General features: G+C 52.2%; 22 protein-coding genes. 9 read left to right on the top strand and 13 right to left on the bottom strand.

Features of this window, described 5'->3' with window-relative positions:
• Nucleotides 1-48 precede the first annotated feature (48 nt).
• The 3 genes from iscR to trmJ all read right to left on the bottom strand — a co-directional run bounded on the left by iscR (nucleotide 49) and on the right by trmJ (nucleotide 2,274).
• Nucleotides 49-510: a Fe-S cluster assembly transcriptional regulator IscR gene (iscR, locus tag CBE72_RS03470; protein ID WP_100142630.1), complete on the bottom strand. Its 462-nt coding sequence runs from the start codon at nucleotides 508-510 to the stop codon at nucleotides 49-51.
• Between the two features lie 199 nt (nucleotides 511-709).
• On the bottom strand, nucleotides 710-1,531 hold the full coding sequence (gene cysE, locus CBE72_RS03465; protein ID WP_100142334.1) for a serine O-acetyltransferase: 822 nt from the start codon (nucleotides 1,529-1,531) through the stop codon (nucleotides 710-712).
• 14 nt (nucleotides 1,532-1,545) lie between these two features.
• Nucleotides 1,546-2,274 carry a tRNA (cytosine(32)/uridine(32)-2'-O)-methyltransferase TrmJ gene (trmJ, locus tag CBE72_RS03460; RefSeq protein WP_100142333.1) on the bottom strand — a complete coding sequence of 243 codons (729 nt, stop codon included), beginning with the start codon at nucleotides 2,272-2,274 and terminating at the stop codon, nucleotides 1,546-1,548.
• Nucleotides 2,275-2,425: 151 nt separating this feature from the next.
• Between trmJ and suhB the strand changes: the two genes are divergently transcribed.
• From suhB to CBE72_RS03430, 6 genes are all read left to right on the top strand, one after another.
• On the top strand, nucleotides 2,426-3,226 hold the full coding sequence (gene suhB / locus CBE72_RS03455) for an inositol-1-monophosphatase (RefSeq protein ID WP_100142332.1): 801 nt from the start codon (nucleotides 2,426-2,428) through the stop codon (nucleotides 3,224-3,226).
• Between the two features lie 280 nt (nucleotides 3,227-3,506).
• Nucleotides 3,507-4,673, top strand: a complete 1,167-nt coding sequence (locus tag CBE72_RS03450) for an NnrS family protein (protein ID WP_167387640.1) — start codon at nucleotides 3,507-3,509, stop codon at nucleotides 4,671-4,673.
• A gap of 86 nt (nucleotides 4,674-4,759) precedes the next feature.
• Nucleotides 4,760-5,164 (top strand): phosphate-starvation-inducible protein PsiE, encoded by a 405-nt coding sequence (locus CBE72_RS03445; protein ID WP_100142330.1) that lies wholly within the window; start codon nucleotides 4,760-4,762, stop codon nucleotides 5,162-5,164.
• Nucleotides 5,165-5,427: 263 nt separating this feature from the next.
• Nucleotides 5,428-5,730 (top strand): PilZ domain-containing protein, encoded by a 303-nt coding sequence (locus CBE72_RS03440; protein WP_100142329.1) that lies wholly within the window; start codon nucleotides 5,428-5,430, stop codon nucleotides 5,728-5,730.
• A 72-nt stretch (nucleotides 5,731-5,802) separates the two neighbouring features.
• Nucleotides 5,803-6,471: an AAA family ATPase gene (locus CBE72_RS03435; protein ID WP_100142328.1), complete on the top strand. Its 669-nt coding sequence runs from the start codon at nucleotides 5,803-5,805 to the stop codon at nucleotides 6,469-6,471.
• Nucleotides 6,458-6,808 (top strand): replication protein RepA, encoded by a 351-nt coding sequence (locus tag CBE72_RS03430; protein ID WP_100142327.1) that lies wholly within the window; start codon nucleotides 6,458-6,460, stop codon nucleotides 6,806-6,808. Before CBE72_RS03435 ends, CBE72_RS03430 begins: the two co-directional genes overlap by 14 nt.
• Here CBE72_RS03430 and CBE72_RS03425 read toward each other — a convergent pair.
• On the bottom strand, nucleotides 6,802-7,044 hold the full coding sequence (locus CBE72_RS03425; protein ID WP_100142326.1) for a YecH family metal-binding protein: 243 nt from the start codon (nucleotides 7,042-7,044) through the stop codon (nucleotides 6,802-6,804). The two genes, CBE72_RS03430 and CBE72_RS03425, sit on opposite strands and share 7 nt — an antisense overlap.
• A 121-nt stretch (nucleotides 7,045-7,165) precedes the next feature.
• Here CBE72_RS03425 and CBE72_RS03420 point away from each other — a divergent pair, with 121 nt between their 5' ends.
• From CBE72_RS03420 to CBE72_RS03410, 3 genes are all read left to right on the top strand, one after another.
• The gene (locus CBE72_RS03420; protein WP_100142325.1) at nucleotides 7,166-8,842 is read left to right on the top strand and encodes a sensor histidine kinase; all 1,677 of its coding nucleotides are present in this window, start codon (nucleotides 7,166-7,168) and stop codon (nucleotides 8,840-8,842) included.
• Complete coding sequence (gene btsR / locus CBE72_RS03415; RefSeq protein WP_100142324.1) at nucleotides 8,839-9,549, top strand: two-component system response regulator BtsR; 711 nt, start codon at nucleotides 8,839-8,841, stop codon at nucleotides 9,547-9,549. The genes CBE72_RS03420 and btsR overlap by 4 nt, the downstream gene beginning before the upstream one ends.
• Before the next feature lie 134 nt (nucleotides 9,550-9,683).
• Nucleotides 9,684-11,126 (top strand): carbon starvation CstA family protein, encoded by a 1,443-nt coding sequence (locus CBE72_RS03410; RefSeq protein ID WP_100142323.1) that lies wholly within the window; start codon nucleotides 9,684-9,686, stop codon nucleotides 11,124-11,126.
• Nucleotides 11,127-11,208: 82 nt separating this feature from the next.
• On the opposite strand, the gene CBE72_RS03405 is transcribed toward CBE72_RS03410, so the two are convergent.
• The 9 genes from CBE72_RS03405 to queA all read right to left on the bottom strand — a co-directional run bounded on the left by CBE72_RS03405 (nucleotide 11,209) and on the right by queA (nucleotide 19,180).
• Complete coding sequence (locus tag CBE72_RS03405; RefSeq protein ID WP_100142322.1) at nucleotides 11,209-11,757, bottom strand: YaeQ family protein; 549 nt, start codon at nucleotides 11,755-11,757, stop codon at nucleotides 11,209-11,211.
• Nucleotides 11,758-11,811: 54 nt separating this feature from the next.
• A complete protein-coding gene (locus CBE72_RS03400) occupies nucleotides 11,812-12,723 on the bottom strand; it encodes a precorrin-2 dehydrogenase/sirohydrochlorin ferrochelatase family protein (protein WP_100142321.1) in 912 nt (303 codons plus the stop codon).
• Entirely contained in the window at nucleotides 12,723-13,082 is a 360-nt protein-coding gene (locus CBE72_RS03395) for a rhodanese-like domain-containing protein (RefSeq protein WP_100142320.1), read from the bottom strand. The genes CBE72_RS03400 and CBE72_RS03395 overlap by 1 nt, the downstream gene beginning before the upstream one ends.
• A 30-nt stretch (nucleotides 13,083-13,112) precedes the next feature.
• Nucleotides 13,113-13,430: a putative signal transducing protein gene (locus tag CBE72_RS03390; protein ID WP_100142319.1), complete on the bottom strand. Its 318-nt coding sequence runs from the start codon at nucleotides 13,428-13,430 to the stop codon at nucleotides 13,113-13,115.
• 250 nt (nucleotides 13,431-13,680) lie between these two features.
• Nucleotides 13,681-14,628, bottom strand: a complete 948-nt coding sequence (gene secF / locus CBE72_RS03385; protein WP_100142318.1) for a protein translocase subunit SecF — start codon at nucleotides 14,626-14,628, stop codon at nucleotides 13,681-13,683.
• A gap of 11 nt (nucleotides 14,629-14,639) precedes the next feature.
• On the bottom strand, nucleotides 14,640-16,490 hold the full coding sequence (secD, locus tag CBE72_RS03380; RefSeq protein WP_100142317.1) for a protein translocase subunit SecD: 1,851 nt from the start codon (nucleotides 16,488-16,490) through the stop codon (nucleotides 14,640-14,642).
• A 17-nt stretch (nucleotides 16,491-16,507) separates the two neighbouring features.
• Nucleotides 16,508-16,840, bottom strand: a complete 333-nt coding sequence (gene yajC, locus CBE72_RS03375) for a preprotein translocase subunit YajC (protein ID WP_025011473.1) — start codon at nucleotides 16,838-16,840, stop codon at nucleotides 16,508-16,510.
• Between the two features lie 28 nt (nucleotides 16,841-16,868).
• Complete coding sequence (gene tgt / locus CBE72_RS03370) at nucleotides 16,869-17,993, bottom strand: tRNA guanosine(34) transglycosylase Tgt (RefSeq protein ID WP_071476480.1); 1,125 nt, start codon at nucleotides 17,991-17,993, stop codon at nucleotides 16,869-16,871.
• Nucleotides 17,994-18,142: 149 nt separating this feature from the next.
• Complete coding sequence (gene queA / locus CBE72_RS03365; RefSeq protein WP_100142316.1) at nucleotides 18,143-19,180, bottom strand: tRNA preQ1(34) S-adenosylmethionine ribosyltransferase-isomerase QueA; 1,038 nt, start codon at nucleotides 19,178-19,180, stop codon at nucleotides 18,143-18,145.
• Nucleotides 19,181-19,200: the final 20 nt, after the last annotated feature.

The following is a 19,200-nucleotide window of genomic DNA, read 5'->3' as shown; positions in this document are numbered from 1 at the left end:
CTACATACAACGTACATTATTCGTTTTTATATCCACCAGAGGATCAGCTCACGCACTGACTCTCTGCTCCTGCTGCATCTGGTCTTGCTTTACCGAGATGAACTGTACATCCCGTTTCTGCATGAGTGCAGCAAGACTGATACCGTTTAAAAAATCAGAAATCTGTTTGCTCAGGTCACCCCAGAGCGAATGCGTCAGACAACGGGTACCGCTCTGACAGTTTCCATGTCCCTGGCAACGAGTGGCATCGACGGATTCATCCACCGCATGTACCACCATGCCCACCGAGATATCACTGGCTTCCAGTCCGAGGCGATAGCCACCACCTGGACCGCGCACACTCGCGACGAGGCCCTGCTTTCTCAGTTTGGCAAAGAGTTGTTCTAGGTAGGAAAGGGAAATCCCCTGGCGCTCGGAAATATCTGCCAGCGGTACCGGCCCCTGCGCCGAATGTATGGCCACGTCGAGCATGGCTGTCACTGCGTAGCGACCCTTGGATGTTAGTTTCATAAAAGCGACCACGGCTCCCAAACAGGTATGTGGGAATTTCAACATACCCGAGCAATTCAGTCAAGTATAAATCCTACTTATTTACTCGGGTATTAGTAGCTCTGAAATCAGGTTGAATACCCAGCCTGCTTAGTGGGGTATTTAACCTTTTTCACCACTATTATTCAATGGCAAAAGCCCACAAATAAGCCATCAAGTATCAGATAATGGGATCAAACTCATCCATTGCTTGTTGGCGCTTTTCCGCCGCTGCAGTTTCAGCATCACTGAACTCGCCCACATCCAATTCGGGCAGACGTTCAGTGCAGACGTTACCACCCATTTTTTCTATAGCCTGACAGACTTCCTGTACTTTGGAGTCCATCAGATGCATATGATCCAACATCTGGCCTATGGCATTGGCTACTGGATCTGGGTTATCCGGTGACACGGCGTAGGCATCAAAACCGTACTTCTTGGCCATGGCACTGCGGCGGGCACTGGTTTCTTTGGATTGAGCCGATGCAACGGTGACGGCCCGGCCAGGGATCCCCACAACCGTGGTATCTTTGGGCACATCTTTAACCACTACAGAGTTGGAACCCACTCGGGCACCATCATGCATAGTAATAGGACCCAGCACCTTGGCACCGGCACCGATCACCACATGATTACCCAAGGTCGGGTGACGCTTCCCGGCTTGCCAGGTGGTCCCCCCCAGAGTCACGCCGTGATAAAGAGTGCAATCGTCACCAATCTCGGCCGTTTCACCGATCACAACCCCCATGCCATGGTCGATAAAGAAACGCCGACCTATGGTTGCGCCCGGATGTATTTCCACTCCGGTAAACCAGCGGGAAAAGGTCGAAAGACAGCGCGCCAAAAAACACCATTTGGCCTTCCACAGTCTATGGCTGATGCGGTGCATCCAAATGGCTTGCATTCCCGGGTAATTGAGTAATATCTCCAGCGCACTTCGTGCAGCAGGATCCCTGTGGTAAATGGACTCTATATCCTCTTTCAACCTGGCTATCACACCCATCTTGATTCCTCAGATTACTCTTCTTTACTGTCGACCTTTTTTTCTATCGATGTCAGGATCCCGCGCAGTATATTCATCTCCTGCGTTTCGATTCTGGCCCGAGTAAACAGGCGCCGCAGCTTGATCATCACTTGTCCCGGATGATTCTTGATAATAAAGCCGGTCTTTTGCAACGTCCGTTCCAAATGTTCAAAGAAACGCTCGTGGTCTTCACTCGAAGGGTACTCAACCAGCTCCTGTTCGGTTTGCTGATGTTTTTCCAGCCATGCCACTCGCGTCTCATAACAGATTAGCTGCACCGCCTGAGCCAGGTTGAGTGAGCTGTATTCAGGGTTGGCGGGGATACACACATGATAGTGGCATTTCTGTAACTCTTCGTTACTCAAGCCATGACTTTCACGGCCAAAGACAATGGCGACTGGCCCTTGGCCGCTCTCGAGTGCTAATTTGCTGCCTGCTTCACGGGGTTCGAGCACAGGCCAGTCGAGAGTGCGACTGCGGGCACTGGTGGCAATCACCAGACTGCAGTCTTTAATCGCCTCTTCCAGGCTATCGACTTTGACCAGATGTTTAAGAATGTCGGAGGCGCCGGCGGCGAGTGCAATAGATTGGCCGTCCGGCTCAACTTTAGGCTCCGCCAGATAAAGGTTAGACAATCCCATTGTTTTCATGGCCCTGGCCACAGAACCTATATTTCCGGGATGAGTAGTCCCAACCAGAACGACACGAATATTGGAAAGCATGGAACAACTTAAAAAAGTAAAAAACAGGGGAAGGATGGTACCACAGGCATATATTTTTGCTTATAGAAAAATCGCCATTTGATATCAGCGTCAACTCGGGTATAATCTGCGCCGAATTTTTCATCCGTTCTTTAACATCCAGGGGATTGCAATGCATCCGATGCTGACTATTGCCGTGCGCGCTGCTCGCGCTGCGGGCCAAACTATTATGCGTGCCTACACCGAACTCGACCGTATTGAAGTCGATGCCAAAGGTGTCAACGATTTTGTGACCAGTGTAGACAAGGAAGCAGAAGCAGCAATTATCTATCAGATCCGCAAATCCTATCCTGACCACAGCATAGTGGGAGAGGAAAATGGTGAAAACCGCGGTACCAACAAAGATTATCTGTGGATTGTTGATCCTCTGGATGGCACCAATAACTTCGTTAAAGGCCTCCCTCACTTCGCCGTATCCATCGCCATGCAGTACAAGGGCAAGACTGAAGTTGCCGTTGTTTATGATCCCGTTCGCGATGAACTGTTCAGTGCCGTTCGTGGTAAAGGGGCCAAGTTGAATGACTTCCGTATCCGGGTAAACAATGTCAATGACTTGAATAGCAGCCTGGTGGCCACAGGTTTCCCCTTCAAGGCTCGTCAGCATACTGAAACCTATATGAAGCTGTTCACAGAAACCTTCTCTGTCTGTGCCGATTTACGCCGTGCAGGCTCTGCTGCACTGGATCTGGCCTATGTGGCCGCCGGTCGTGTAGACGCCTTCTTCGAACTGGGCCTCAAGCCTTGGGATATCGCCGCCGGCGATCTGATTGTTCGTGAAGCCGGTGGTACAGTGACCGACTTCAGTGGTGGCCACAACTACCTGCTCTCTGGCCATATCGTTGCCGGTGCGCCTAAAGCCACCAGCCTTTTGGTCAAGCGCTTTCGCCCTCTATTGAGTGAAGCACTGAAATAAGTTATTAAGCAAGGTGCTTAAATAAATAGAGAAAACCGCCAAATGGCGGTTTTTTTATGCCTGGTGCTCGTGCAGATAAAACCACTCTCCCTCCGGTAATGTCTATCGAGTTAAGCCCGAGTATTCAAGAATGCCCCAGTTGATCCCTATCAGCTCAAACAGATAACTCTTTGGATATATTTACATGCATTAATATTGCACCTTAAAATACCCGAGTATTTTGTTTGGGTATTAAGGCAAGACTATGAGCAAATCCGGCACTCGTCCCCCCCGGGGCGGCATCCTCAACATCGATGAACCGGCCAACAAGCAGTTTCCGTTGGCGCTCTTTCGTTTGGGCTTCAGGCCGTTTTTTCTCGGCGCCAGCCTGTTTGGCTTGTTGTCACTCTTACTCTGGGGAGCCTTGCTCAGTGGTCAACTACCACTGACGCCCCACGCCAATCCTCTGTGGTGGCATGGTCACGAAATGCTGTTCGGCTTCACCGGTGCCGTTATCGCGGGCTTTTTGTTAACAGCAGTGCAAAACTGGACCGGTATCCCAGGTGTCAAAGGCTGGCCATTGCTACTGCTCTGGTGTCTATGGTTGGCTCCCAGACTACTCTTGCTCGATGCCGGCATAGCCCCTTTTACCTGGGTCATGCTGCTGGATTTGGCCTTCTTCCCGATCACGGCACTACTGCTCGGTTTAGCCGTCATTCGAGTCAAACAGTGGCGTAACCTGGTGTTTGTACCACTGCTGCTGTTGCTCTTCGGCGCCAACGTCCTCTCTTATCTCGGCCTTGAACAGCCAGGGTTGGCACAAAAGGCACTGCAGGCCGCAGCCTTGTTGATCGTTATTCTAGTGGCCCTGCTGGGTGGCAGGGTGATCCCCTTCTTTACCGAACGCGCCACAGATTTCAAGCGCGGGGCGCCAAGCCCTGTACTCGAAGCGCTCAGCTTCGCCTCCTTACCCCTGATGCTGATCAGTTTGTTTTTACCCTACCCTTGGCTAACACAAGTACTGGCCTTGCTGGCAGGTGTCTCATTGCTGCTACGCTGGACACGTTGGGGCTGGCGTGCCAGTCTCAAAGTTCCACTGTTGTGGTCATTGCATTTAAGTTATTTGTTTATTCCGCTCGGACTGCTGATTATCGGTGTCAGTGGCCAGATGATGCTGGGATTTCATGCTCTGACGGTTGGCGGCATGGGGGGAATGATCCTGGCTATGATGGCGAGGGTATCATTAGGGCATTCCGGCAGACCGCTACAAATAGCCTGGCCGATGATCCCCGCCTTTGGCTTAATGCTGCTGGCTGCAACCTTGCGGGTCGCGGCAGCCATTGTGCCTCAGGCAAGCCAAATCTTGCTGATGGGCGCGATTTTCTGCTGGCTAGTCGCATTTGCCACTTTTATTCTGCTTTATGCCCCCATCCTTTGCCGCCCAAGACTGGATGGTCGCCCCGGTTAAAGGTTCTGTGAAAGCTGTCACATAGATTTCGCGGCAGCCAGTAAATTTGCTGATACTATTTTAGGAAATGATTTCAGGGAGTTTTCATGGAACTGTATCGCAATTACGGCTCTAAGAGCCTTAAAGCCGTCGAACATCTGGTCTTGTTTGTTATTGCCATAGCCACTGTCGTCGCCATTGGTCAAGAAATAGTGCATATCTTCAAGATGGGCGCGGTGGCTCTTGCCGATCTACTGCTACTGTTTATCTATCTGGAAGTGCTGGCCATGGTGGCTAATTATGCCGAGTCCGGCAAGTTGCCTGTGCGTATGCCACTCTATATCGCGATTGTAGCCCTGGCCCGTTACCTTATTTTGGATATGAAAGCGATGGAAGATTGGCGCATAGTCGCCATCTCAATCTCGACCCTAGTACTGGCGGCAACCGTGATAGTGATCCGCTGGGGGCAGTTGAAAATGCCCTATCCCAAGAATCAGGAATATGACAACTGACCCCATGAGCCCGGCAACTGCCGGGCTCAGTTTTATTTGCTTTAACCAAGCAACCGTAACTATCACCAAATCTATGCTATTTTTAAAACACTTACCTCACTGCGCATTGAGAGCGGGTTCACTCTGCGAGTAAGAAAAGATGCGGCAATACTTGGGGTTTTGGGCACCGACCTTGAGCTGTCACCGCATACCGCTCTGAGTAAAGTAGGCGCGATCAGTAATGAGGTAATTGCAGGCTATCCATTGAACTGAAGGGGATCGACATGGATGAAAATCTGGATGATGTTATCGAGAGACGCGGCTCACTGAGGGTCGATCTGGAGGCCGAGCGGATCCGGCTTCATTGGTTGGATAAAGCGGGCAATGAGCACAATGACGATGGTATCTGTATCGATCTTTCCAGACGGGGAATTTTATTCGAATACAGTCAGCCCTTTGCCTTGGGAGAACTGGTATCTGTGACCTTTCATGCCGGAACCGATGCCCAAAACACCATCAAGGGACAGGTGTGTCGTTGCAGCGAGAGTCATCCAAAGAGTTTTCACATCGCTATGCAACTTATCTAGACTCCGACGTGGTATCCGGGGTGTTCTATACTTTAATTCGACATAAGTACCGAGGACACGGGGAGAAAATTCATGATACTGCTCGTAGGTGGGGAAAAAGGGGGGAGTGGCAAGAGCTGCCTGGCCCAGAATTTGGCTGTACACATTACCCAGAAATATCAGGCCAATGTATTGATGGTCGACTGCGACCCTCAGCGCACCACATCCGACTGGATCCAGGCCCGCAACAATGATCCTTCCCTGCCGGCCATCAACTGTATTCAGCTCTACGGCAAGATCCGCAACGATCTCCTGAGTCTGGATGAACGCTTCGACTATGTGATAGTCGACTGTGGCGGCCAGGATAACTTGGCAATGCGCGCCGCCATGTCGGTTGCCAGCTATGTGGTGATCCCCTTAAGGCCCAAGCGGCGCGATTTGAAAACCTTGCCGCATATGGAAGATATGCTCAGCACCTGTAAGATGGTCAATCCCAAGATGGTGGCAACAATTGTGCTGACTCAATGCCCGGCCCTGCCCTCGCAGTTCAAACGCATTCTGGAAGCTAAAGATGTAGTAAAATCATTCGGTTTGAGGGTACTCGACTCGGTCACCTTCAGCCGTAACATCTACGATGACAGTGAAGAAAAAGGCTCCTCGGTCATCGAAATTGAACCCGATGGAAAAGCCGCCGAGGAAATTCGCAATATTGCCGATGAGCTGCTAGCCATTCCGCCGGAAAACTCTTATGAGCTTAACTGATCTCAAACGAAAAAAGATCAAACCCAAGGCCAAGAAGGTCTCTGTCGATGACTTTATCGAAGACGCCAACAACTATGCTCACGGTAAACCCAGCAAGTTAGCCGGGAGCACCTCATCCAAGTCTGGTGCCGGTCTGGACAAAAAATCTACCCGTCTCTATCGTCATGCCACTTTTACCCTCACCGAAGTCAGTATCAGTCAACTGGACAGCATCGCCCGTAAGACAGGCATTGCCAAGTCCAGGCTGCTGAGGATCTTCATTCGCGACTTTCATAACCTGAGCGAAAAGGCCCAGACCGAAATGATAGCCAGAGACGAGGCAGATGAGACTCAATGACGGCAGATCTTACTCTCAAGAGTGCTCAGCCCCTGAGCTGATTCGATAAATTTACCCTTGGTCGCCAGAAAGTTAAGCAAAGCCTCGGCATCCATCCCTTCGGTGCTGCAGGTATGGTAACGGGCATCTTTACCAAAACGATCCTGCATCATTGCCATGAGTTTGTCCCGCTTAATGGGAGCCGTTTGTTCCAGCAGCAGCTGCAGCACCTGATGGCCATGTATCGATGAATTCATGTATCCTCCACAAAATAATGAGTCGCTGCCGATTTTTAACGGATTTTGCAGTCGCATTCCCTGATTTTGCGCAACTTGTTTGTCATTATGGCGATGGTTTGCTTGTGCAAGAGGAGTTTTCATGTCCCTTATTTTATTGCTGACACAACAGATGAGCCTGTATTTGGTGATCGTTTATCTGGTCAGCAAGACCCCTTTGTTCAAGCTGTTTACCGAAGCATCGACCCGACTGCCCCATAAGATCTTTCTTTATCTGGTGTTTTCTGGTTTTTGTATCATGGCTACCTATTTCGGTGAGCAGACTCATGGCGCCATCGCCAATACCCGCGCGATGGGCGCCGTATTAGGAGGCCTTCTCGGCGGCCCAACCACAGGTTTGCTGGTCGGCCTAACAGGAGGATTGCACAGGTATAGCTTGGGTGGTTTTACCGATCTGGCCTGTGCGGTTTCCACCACCTTGGAAGGTTTTTCGGCCGGGATGATAAGTTACTACCTGCGCCGTCAGGGCAAGGCCGAATTGGTATTCAACCCCATCCTAGTGTGTCTTATCACCTTTTATGCCGAGATGATGCAGATGAGCATTATCCTGTTGCTGGCCGAGCCCTTTGATGAAGCCTGGGAACTGGTGCGCCAGATAGCTCCGCCCATGTTGCTGGTCAACTCCATAGGTGCGGCGCTGTTTATGAGCATGGTACGGGATCAAAAAACCATGTTCGATAAGCTCTCGTCCAGTTTCTCTACCAAGGCGCTGAAAATCGCCGAGCGCAGTGTGGGGCTCTTGAGCTCAGGCTTCAATGAGGAAACCAGCACCCAGGTCGCCAAGATAGTCATAGAGGAAACCAATGTCGGCGCGGTGGCCATCACAGATAGGGAAAAGCTTCTGGCCTTTATCGGCATAGGTGCCGATCACCACTTGCCCGGCACCTTGATATCGTCCCAAATCACCCTAGATGCGATTAAACAGAATAAGGTGATGTTTGCCGACGGAGTAGAGGTTCCCTATGCCTGCTCCATCTCTCCCAGTTGTAAACTGGGTTCAAGTTTGGTGATCCCACTTCGTAGCGACAACGAGGTCATAGGGACCATCAAGCTGTATGAACCCAAGAACAAGCTGTTTCTCAATATCAACCGTACTCTGGGAGAAGGGATCGCCCGCCTGCTGTCGAACCAGATTCTCTACGGCCGTTTCGAGCAACAGCAAAACTTGCTGACCCAGGCGGAGCTCAAGCTGTTGCAGGCTCAGGTCAACCCACATTTTCTATTCAACGCGCTCAATACCATAGGGGCTATCATTCGCCGCGATCCGCCCATGGCCAGGACCTTGCTGCAACAGCTGAGTCAGTTTTTGCGAATTAACCTCAAGCGTACTGCCGGCCTAGTCACCCTAGGAGATGAGCTTGAGCATATCGAAGCCTATCTCACCATAGAAAAGGCCCGCTTCATTGATAAGCTCGAGGTAGATATCGCCATTCCCGAGTCGCTGCTAGCCATCAGGGTACCGGCCTTTACTTTGCAACCCATCATAGAAAACGCAGTCAAACATGGCACTTCGCATCTGATAGACACAGGCCGTATTCAGGTAGAAGGCCGCCGCACCGATGACAGACTCATACTGGAAGTCACAGACAACGCCGGGCTATATCAACCCGCCGAGGAATCCGATGGCCTGGGGATGAACCTGGTGCACAAAAGAATACAGAATCTCTTCGGCACAGATTACGGTGTCAGTGTCGAATGCCAACGCGACAGTTACACTCGAGTCAGCATACATTTACCCATAACGGAAACAGCCCTGTGATTACTTGTCTTATTGTCGATGACGAACCTTTTGCCCGTGAAGAGTTGGCCGAACTACTGCTTCAAGCCGGCGACATTGAAATTCTCGGCCAATGTGGCAACGCCATTGAGGCCATGCAGGCGATAGCCAAACTCAAACCTCAATTGCTGTTCCTGGATATTCAAATGCCAAGGATCAGCGGCATGGAGCTTATCGCCATGCTGGATCCCGACAATATGCCCAGAGTAGTGTTTGTTACCGCCTACGATGAATTTGCCGTCAAGGCCTTTGATAACCATGCCTTCGACTATCTGCTCAAACCCTTGGATGAGAAGCGCCTCAACCAAACCCTGGACAAACTGCGCCGGGATCTCAAACCTCAATCATTTTCGGCCATAGCACCACAACAGCTAGAACACCTACCCTGCTTTAGCGGCAACCGTCTCAAGGTGGTCCCTGTCGCCGAGGTGGAATTTGTCTTCAGCGATCTCGGCGGGGTACATGTGGCAACTGCCAGGGAGAAGGTTCATACCCAACTGACGCTGAAGCTGCTGGAAGAAAAAACTCCGTTGCTCAGATGCCATCGCCAATATTTGGTAGCCCCCAAGGCCATCGCCGAGATAGAACTACTGGAGACAGGCGCCGAGGTCACCACCCGCAGCGGCGCCAAGCTGCCGGTATCTAGGCGCTTTCTTAAACCATTGAAACAACTGTTTGGTTACCAGTAGCGCACAAATACATAACCGCTCAACACCATAGATAACCGCTCACCCCCGGCTTTTGACCGCTGACCCAGATCCCGCTGGGACCTGTAACCAAAGTGTTTACAATTGCGTCAACTCAAATCGGGGAGATAACAACTATGATGTGGTTTTTGCTGTGCGTCGGTCTGTTGATCGGCGGTTACTTCATCTACGGCGCTTTTGTCGAGAAAGTATTCGGTATTAATGATAAAAGACAAACACCTGCTTATGCCCAAACCGATGGCGTGGACTATGTGCCCATGTCCAAGGGTAAAGTTTATCTGATCCAACTGCTGAACATAGCCGGTGTGGGTCCTATCTTCGGCCCTATACTGGGGGCGCTATACGGCCCTGCGGCCATGCTGTGGATTGTGATCGGCTGTATCTTTGCCGGTGCTGTGCACGATTACTTCTCCGGCATGCTGTCGGTGCGTAACGGCGGTCAGTCTGTACCGAACCTGGCGGGTAAATACCTTGGCAAAGGTGCCAAAAACTTTATGAACATCTTCGCCATCATACTGCTGTTGTTGGTGGGTGTGGTGTTTATCTCGGCTCCAGCCGGTTTGCTCGGTAAGCTTACCGGCGGCAGCGTCGGCCTGTTTGTCGGCATCATCTTCGTTTACTACCTGATTGCCACCATAGTACCGGTAGACAAAATTATCGGTCGCCTCTATCCCTTCTTCGGCGCCTTGCTGCTGTTCATGTCTGTCGGTTTGACCATAGCCATCATCTTGTCCAGTGAACATACTCTGTTGCCGGGCTTTGAAGCCGGTGACTTCCTGCAAAACCTGAACCCTAACGATGCCCCATTGTGGCCAGCACTCTTCATCACCATCGCCTGTGGTGCCGTTTCCGGTTTCCATGCAACTCAGTCTCCCTTGATGGCCCGCTGTGTTGAAAATGAATCCAATGGCCGCTTCGTGTTCTACGGCGCCATGATAGGTGAAGGTATCATCGCCCTTATCTGGTGTGCCGTGGCACTGTCTTTCTTCGATGGCGTAGAAGGTCTGAAAGCCGGCATGGACGGCAACCCTGCCAACGTGGTTTACAGCGCCTCAACCGGTCTTCTGGGTGCTGTAGGTGGCTTTATGGCAGTGCTTGGGGTCATCATTCTGCCTATTACCTCCGGCGATACCGCCTTCCGCTCTGCCAGGCTGATCTTGTCGGAGTACTTCAATATGCCTCAGACAGAGCTGCCCAAGCGACTGATGTTGGCAATTCCGCTGTTCATCATAGGGGCCATACTGACCCAGGTGGACTTCGGTGTAATTTGGCGCTACTTCGGGGTCGCCAACCAAGCCACCGCGGTGATGATGTTGTGGACCGCCTCAGCCTACCTGCTACGTCACAACAAGCTGCACTGGATCTGTACCATTCCGGCGATGTTTATGACCACGGTAGTGATAAGCTTCCTGCTCAACTCCACTACCCTGGGTGCCGGTCTGCCAATGACAGTCTCCACCATCAGCGGCATAGTGGTGACCCTGCTGGTAACCGCCCTGGTGATAATAAAGACCAAGGGTCGTAACGAGGTCGATGAGGTGCTCCCCGAAGAGGGTTAAGCTCAGGAAACCTGCATAACCCAAGAGCCGCCCTTTTGAGGCGGCTCTTGTTATTTAAAACAACTCACAGCAACCGAAACAATCACAACGCCAAGGGCTTCAACACCTTGGGCTCCACCATCACACTGGCACTATCGCTGCTCAGGTAAATAATCCCGTCGCTGATATTGCAGCCCAGTTTCATTGAGCGGCTGACCAACTGCGCCATCTCCTTCACTTGCTCTTCGGGTATCTCCCACACCTTGAGGTTGGCATAACGGTTAAAGGCATGTTGATTCTGTTGCCACCATACCGGCACGCTGCGGCCACCATAAGCAAACAGCTGCACTTCGTCGGCACGGCCGCTGGCCTTGCGCAGCCATTTTTCATCGCTCTGGCCAAACTCGACCCACAAACGAATATCACCGTTAAGCTCGCGATCCCAAAGTTCAGGCTCATCATCGACACACAAGCCCTTGCTGAAGGCCAAACTGTCAGTGGCATTGAGCGCAAAGGCCAGCAAGCGCACCATCATACGCTCGTCGGTTTCCGACGGATGCTGGGCAATGGTCAGCTGATGATCCTGATAATAATGCCGGTCCATATCAGCAATACTGAGCTGAACTTTAAAAATACTCGCCTTCAAGGCCATGATAACGTCTCTGTGATAAGGAGGCAGATGCAGCCTCAATAAGGAAATAAAGGTTTAAATAGCGCCGGGGCGCAAATGTTTGGCGAATGGGAATGCCGCCTTGAGCCTGGCGACTTCGTTTGCGTCGGCCAGACGCAGCATCCGCATACCGGCTTGATAGGATGCCAACAGGCCACTGTCTGCCATGGGTGCTGTGCGTGACGCGTCCCGGCGGATAAGCTCCAGTAACTCAGCCGTTGGGGCAGCATCTGTTATCAGGCTGTCTATCCGCTGCAGCATAGGCATCGCGGCCAGTGGCAACAACTGCAGATGGCAATCATCTGCCAACAGCAGTAACTCCCCTTGGGCTTCACCTGAGGCAAAACTCAGCTCGAAACTCTCCCGGGTGCTGGCGTCAAACCTGTCACCATTGAGCTTAAAGAAATGCTCCCAGAAGCGCCGCCGGGCATCCACCGAAGGCAGGCGCTGCTGCACCTCCTCTCTGTGCTCGGCGATAAAATCCAGCAAAGGGCTGAGGCTTGGCGGCAGCAGAGTTTCGAGTTTGGCTCGCAAGTCTCTTGCAAACACAGGCGCGGCGCCTGCTGTGCTGATAGCCATTACCAGTCGCCCTCTATCGACGATGGAGGGCGTGATAAAATCACACTCGGATGGGGTATCGACCACATTGACCCATACACCAAACTCGCGCGCCTTGGCCGCCAGGGTTTGGTTCAGATGACTGTCAGCAGTAGCCAGATAAACCAGCTCTCGCTCGGCAAGATCCCGCTCCTCTGCGCATCGACGCGACAGCCAAATTCGGCCACTGGCCGCATAGGCTTCCACCTCGGCACTCACCTTGGGCGCCACAACATGAATTTCGGCTTGGGTTCTGGCCAAGAGATCCAGTTTGCGGCTGGCCACTTCACCGCCACCGACCAGCAGCACTCTTATCCGTGATGTATCAACAAAAAGGGGAAAATATTGCATTAATCCTGTACCAAAGGCAGTTCGTGGGCACACCAGGCGCGATAACCGCCGGCAAGGGAGGCCACATTTCGGTATCCCAGCTGTTGCAGGCTCAGTGCTGCCAATAAGGCGCGTTGCCCACCGCCACTATAGAGTAACAACGCGGCGGAATTGTCCGGAAATCGCTTGGCAATATCACGCTCCAGTATGCCGCGGGACAAGTGTTTGGCCAGCGGCAGACGATCTTTAAGCCACTCATGATCTTCACGTACATCGATGAGCTGCCAACTGTCATCCTGCTGATACTCTTCAATGCTCAGCTCACGAACCTGGCCTCTTGCCTGTTCGACCAAGGCCATAAAATCAAGACTGTTTGTCATTTGCCACTCTCCGAATGTGCCATCGATAGCTTAATTATGGCACTCACTGCGTTCGGCGCTGCACTGCCAACAGAGCTCAAAACTGGCATCATTGAATTCATGACATTGCAGGCACTGCCACTGGGGTCTATCGGCATTGAGACTGGCCAGCTGTAATTGTGCCTGCTCCCGCTGAGATTCAGGAACCCACAGCTCAACGGTTTGCATATCAACCGGCAACTCTCCCACACCGCCCAGCAGAGCTTCACCACGCAGTTCGACCCTCAATCCTGAGGTCTCAAGCATTCCCTTCCAGGTATGAGCCTGTAGCAAATTACCACCGGCTACCATGACTTTTCGTTCTTCCATGTTTCTTCCTACAACTTTAGGCTCTGCCGCAGCAGAGAAATTAAGGAATGGATCCTGTGGAAGGATCCGCTGCCCATGCTACTGATAAACGCCTGGACTGTCGAGTGACAGCATTAAGTGAATTTACTTTTTGATAACAATGCCGCGAAACTGAGTTAAAAACCCAGAAGCCTATCCCGATTTTGTTGGCTTTTTTCTAGGTAAAGACACAAAAAAGCCACCCGCAGGTGGCTTTCTCAACTTGGGTTTATCAGGGCATCAGCGAGGGCTGATCGGCGCCTTCTTTCTCTACTTCCACCGGCATCATATGCTCGCGATTGATCCCGAGCTTAATTGCCAGGAAACTCGCCACATAGATGGAGGAGTAAGTACCCACCAAAATCCCCATCAGCAATGCCGTGGCAAAGCCGTGGATCAAGGTGCCGCCTTTGAGAAACAGCGCTACCACAGTAATAAGCGTGGTTCCGGTAGTGATAATGGTACGGCTCATGGTCTGGGTGATTGAGGTATTCACCACTTCCACAGGTGTTGCCTTACGCATCTTGAGGAAGTTCTCTCGGATACGGTCAAACACCACGATAGTATCGTTGAGCGAGTAACCCACCACGGTCAGCAAGCCTGCCAGTACCGTCAGGTCGAACTCCAACTGCAGGAAGGAGAACAAGCCTAACGTCACTATCACGTCGTGTGCCAATGCGGCAACCGAGCCCATGGCCAGACGCCACTCGAACCGGAAAGAGACGTAGATAAGAATACAGATAAGCGCAACCAGTACCGCCAGGCCGCCCTGCTCTGCCAATTCCTTACCGACCTGAGGGCCGACAAACTCTACACTCTTTTGCTGCACAGCCGGGTCTTGCTTGGCCGCAGCGGCGAAGACTTCCTTGACCTGAAGGTCACTCTTGATACCTTCTCGCACCTGCAGGCGCACTACCACATCGCGGCTGGAGCCGAAGTTCTGTACCACGGCGCCTGAAGTCAGGTCTGTGTTCAAGGCAAGACGCAGCTCGTCCAGGTTAGCGGGTTTGCTGAATTCCATGATGACAGAGGTGCCACCGGTGAAATCCAGTCCCCAGTTGATCCCCTTGGTTGCCAGGGAAGCCAGGGAAGCTACGACCAGCACTGCCGACATAATACTGATGGGCAGAGCATGACGCAGGAAGTTGATAGAGCCTTTAATTGATAAAATCTGCAACATAATCAGCTTCCTCAGATCGACAGTTTCTTCACGCGCTTGCCGCCCCACATGGCATTTACAATCGCCCGGGTACCAACAATAGCGGTAAACATGGATGTCGCGATACCTATCATCAGGGTCACGGCAAAGCCTTTAATGGCGCCGCTGCCCACTGCGAACAGGATAAGTGCGGTGATGAAGGTGGTAATGTTGGCATCGGCAATAGTAGAGAACGCGTTGCCATAACCTTCATGAATAGCCTGCTGAACACTGCGACCTGCGCGAAGCTCTTCGCGGATACGCTCGTAGATAAGCACGTTGCCATCCACCGCCATACCCACAGTCAGCACCATACCGGCAATACCCGGCAGCGTCAGCACCGCGCCCGGGATCATCGACATCACACCCACGACCATGATCAAGTTGGCACACAGCGCCAGGTTGGCAATAACCCCAAAGGCACGGTAGTAGATCAGCATGAAGATCAATACCACAGCCATGCCCCAGAGCATTGCCTGCATACCATTTTCAATGTTTTCGGCACCTAGGCTTGGGCCTATGGTACGTTCTTCCACTATGGATACAGGGGCTATCAGCGCACCGGCGCGCAGCAGCAGCGCCAGGTTCTGGGCTTCACCGTGAGACAGACCCGTGATAACAAAGTTACGGCCGAGGCGGGCTTGAATGGTCGCGACAGAGATGACTTCCTCTATCTTATCCATCTTCACGCTGCCGTCAGGGTTACGCTTACCACTGTCCTTATACTCGATGAACAGGGTCGCCATCGGCTTGCCGATGTTGTCTTTTGTCACGTTGGAAAAGATATTCCCGCCCTTGGCGTCCAGGCTGATACTCACCTGAGGCCGGCTGTATTGGTCGAAGCTGGGCTGAGCACCGGTAATATGATCACCGGTCAGCATCACTTCTTTCTTCAATACGGCAATACCGCCTTCACGACGTGGATACACCTCGGAGCCGGGTGGCACCCGTCCGGATTGTGCCGCGTTCATGTCGGCTTTCTCATCGACCATATGGAATTCAATGGAAGCGGTCGCCCCGAGGATCTCTTTGGCGCGAGCCGTATCCTGTACCCCAGGCAGTTCAACGATAATGCGCTCGGCGCCTTGACGCTGTACTACGGGTTCAGCAACCCCAAGTTCGTTCACCCGGTTACGGATGGTGGTGATGTTCTGCGACAGAGCGTCTTCTTTCACCTGCTTGAGGTAGACTTCGCTCATAGTCGCCATCAGGACAAAGTTATTGCCCTCGCTGGCATCGCTGAACACCATGTCGTTAGAGCGACTCTTCAGGAAACTCTCGGCCTTGGCCAGGTTCTCGGCATCGCGAAACTTGATCTCTATGCCTTTAGCCGTAGCCTTAACACCCGAGTAGCGGATCCCCTCTTCTCGCAGCTGACTGCGGAAATCGGCGATCTTGGCTTCTTCCATCTTACGAATAGCTTCGCTCATGTCCACTTCCATCAGGAAGTGCACACCACCACGAAGGTCGAGGCCCAGTTTCATCGGTGAACCACCGAGAGACTCGAGCCAAGCCGGTGTTGCCGGTGCTAGGTTCAACGCCACGCTGAACTTGTCACCCAAGGCTTCGGCTATCGCTTCTTTGGCCAACAACTGCTGTTCGGCATTGTTGACTCTGACGAGCAATTGACCGTTTCCCAACTCGGAACGCTTGACACCTATCCCCTTGCTTTGCAGCAAGTCGTTAACTTGTGTCTGGGTAGTGACAGTCACATCCGCACCGCGGGTGCCCACCACTTGTACCGCGTGATCCTCACCAAAAAGGTTAGGCACGGCATAGAAAGCCCCGATGGCGATGATAATGATCACCATCAGGTTCTTCCATAAAGGATACTTATTTAACACGCCTCAGCCCCCTTGGCTTATAGCGACTGGATAGAGCCTTTTGGCAATACCGCCGCGATATAATCTTTTTTGATGGTGATCTGGGTGCTGTCGTTCAGGCTCAGCAGAACATAATCATTCTCATCGCTGATCTTGGCGATTTTGCCTATGATGCCACCACTGGTCAGGACTTCATCGCCCTTACCCAGGGACGCCATCAGATTTTTGTGCTCTTTAACACGCTTGGACTGAGGACGGAAGATCATGAAATAGAAGATCAGACCGAAGATCACCAGCATGAACACCAATTCCATGGTACCGCCAGACTGAGGAGCACCGGCTGCACTAGCATAAGCATTTGAAATAAACATATTTTTCTCTTCTTATCAGCAAATAAAATCAATCCACCAATTCGGGTACTTCACGGCCTTGACGACCATAGAAGTCCTTCACAAAGGCGTCTAATGTACCTGTCTCAATGGCGCCGCGCAAACCTTCCATTAACCTTTGGTAGTAACGCAGGTTATGTATGGTATTGAGACGGGCCCCGAGAATTTCATTACAGCGGTCCAGATGGTACAGATACGCCCGTGAGTAGTTCTTACAGGTGTAGCAGTCACACTCCGGATCCAGCGGTGATGTGTCGTCACGATGCCGCGCGTTGCGGATCTTGATAACACCTTCTGTGACAAACAAGTGGCCGTTGCGGGCATTACGGGTTGGCATCACACAGTCAAACATGTCGATACCGCGACGTACGCCTTCAACCAGATCCTCCGGTTTGCCTACCCCCATCAAATAACGAGGCTTGTCTGTGGGGATCTGCGGGCAAACATGCTCCAGCACTCTGTGCATGTCCGCCTTGGGTTCCCCTACAGCCAAGCCGCCGACGGCATAGCCGTCAAAACCTATTTCCAACAAGCCCTTGAGGCTTTCATCACGCAGATCTTCATAGACACTGCCCTGAATAATCCCAAACAATGAGTTGGGGTTTTCCAGGCGGTCGAACTCGTCCCGCGAACGTTTTGCCCAGCGCAGTGACATCTGCATCGACTTGCGGGCTTCGTCATGAGTGGCAGGATACGGCGTGCACTCATCAAAAATCATCACCACATCCGAGCCGAGCGAATATTGGATCTGCATCGACTTCTCGGCATCCATGAAAATCTTTTCGCCATTGATGGGCGAGCGGAAATGCACCCCTTCTTCGGTGATCTTGCGGATATCACCTAGGCTGAAAACCTGGAAACCACCCGAGTCGGTGAGAATCGGCCGTTGCCAGTTCATGAAATCGTGCAGATCACCATGCTTACGCATGATCTCTTCACCTGGGCGCAGCCAGAGGTGGAAAGTGTTCCCCAGCAGAATATCGGCTCCGGTGGCACGCACTTCTTCCGGGGTCATCCCCTTCACAGTGCCGTATGTTCCAACCGGCATAAAGGCCGGAGTCTCTACCGTACCTCGTTCAAAAATCAATCGGCCCCGGCGCGCGCGGCCATCAGTAGTATCCAATTCAAATTTCATGATTTACCTCGTCAGAGAAACAGTCTGACCTTAATTGCGCGGACTCGGGCCGCAGTGTTTAAACAACAGAGGGTCGAAAAGGCAAAAGGTTCACCCTTAAGACAAAATACCCGCTCATTGAGGCGGGTATTTTAAAGCAAAAGTAGCGTTCAGTGAGCTTTTTTAGTCACAAACATGGCATCACCATAACTGAAAAAGCGGTATTTTTCGGCAATTGCGTGGCGATAGGCGTTCATTACCTCATCAAAGCCAGCAAAAGCACTGACCAGCATGATGAGCGTCGACTCCGGCAGGTGGAAATTAGTGACCATGGCATCCACTACCTGAAACTCATATCCGGGATAGATGAAAATGTCGGTATCCCCTTTGAAGGCCTGCAGTTCGCCTTCACTGGCGCGAGCAGCGCTCTCGAGCGAACGCACGGAGGTTGTGCCCACCGCGATCACCCTTTTTCCGGCCGCCTTGGTGTTATGGATTTTAGCCACTACCTCGGCCGGCACTTCGGCCCACTCCGAGTGCATCTTATGTTCCAGTATGTTGTCGACCCGCACCGGCTGAAAAGTACCGGCGCCAACATGCAGGGTCACAAAGGCAATATCCACGCCTTTGGCTTTCAGCTCGGCCAACATATTGTCATCAAAGTGCAAACCTGCCGTCGGCGCCGCAACCGCGCCCGGAGTTTGGTTATAAACTGTCTGATAGCGCTCTTTGTCGGCATCTTCATCGGGACGGTCGATATAAGGCGGCAATGGCATATGGCCTACCTGCTCCAGCACTTCGAGCACACTCGCACCGGAAACCAGTTCAAGTTCAAACAGCGCGTCGTGCCGGGCCAGCATCAACATTTTGAAGCCGCCATCGAGCAAAATTTCACTGCCTTCCTTCGGCGACTTTGAACTGCGCACATGGGCAAGCACCCGCTTATCATCCAGCATCCGTTCCACCAGGATTTCCAGCTTACCGCCGGTCGCCTTCTGACCGAACAGGCGCGCCGGAATAACCCGGGTATTGTTGAATACCATAAGATCGCCGGGTTGAACCAGGTTCAACAATTCGGTGAAGCGGCAGTCGCTAAGAGCCCCGCTGTTACCATCCAGAGTGAGTAATCTGGACGCACTGCGTTTCTCCATAGGGAACTTGGCGATCAGTTCCTCTGGAAGATCGAAAGAAAAGTCTGCTACACGCATGAATGGGCCTCGGCTTAGCT

The organism is Shewanella carassii (assembly GCF_002777975.1).
Lineage (GTDB): Bacteria > Pseudomonadota > Gammaproteobacteria > Enterobacterales > Shewanellaceae > Shewanella > Shewanella carassii.
Note: the sequence above shows the minus strand (reverse complement) of the source record. Positions and strands in the feature narration are given on the sequence as shown.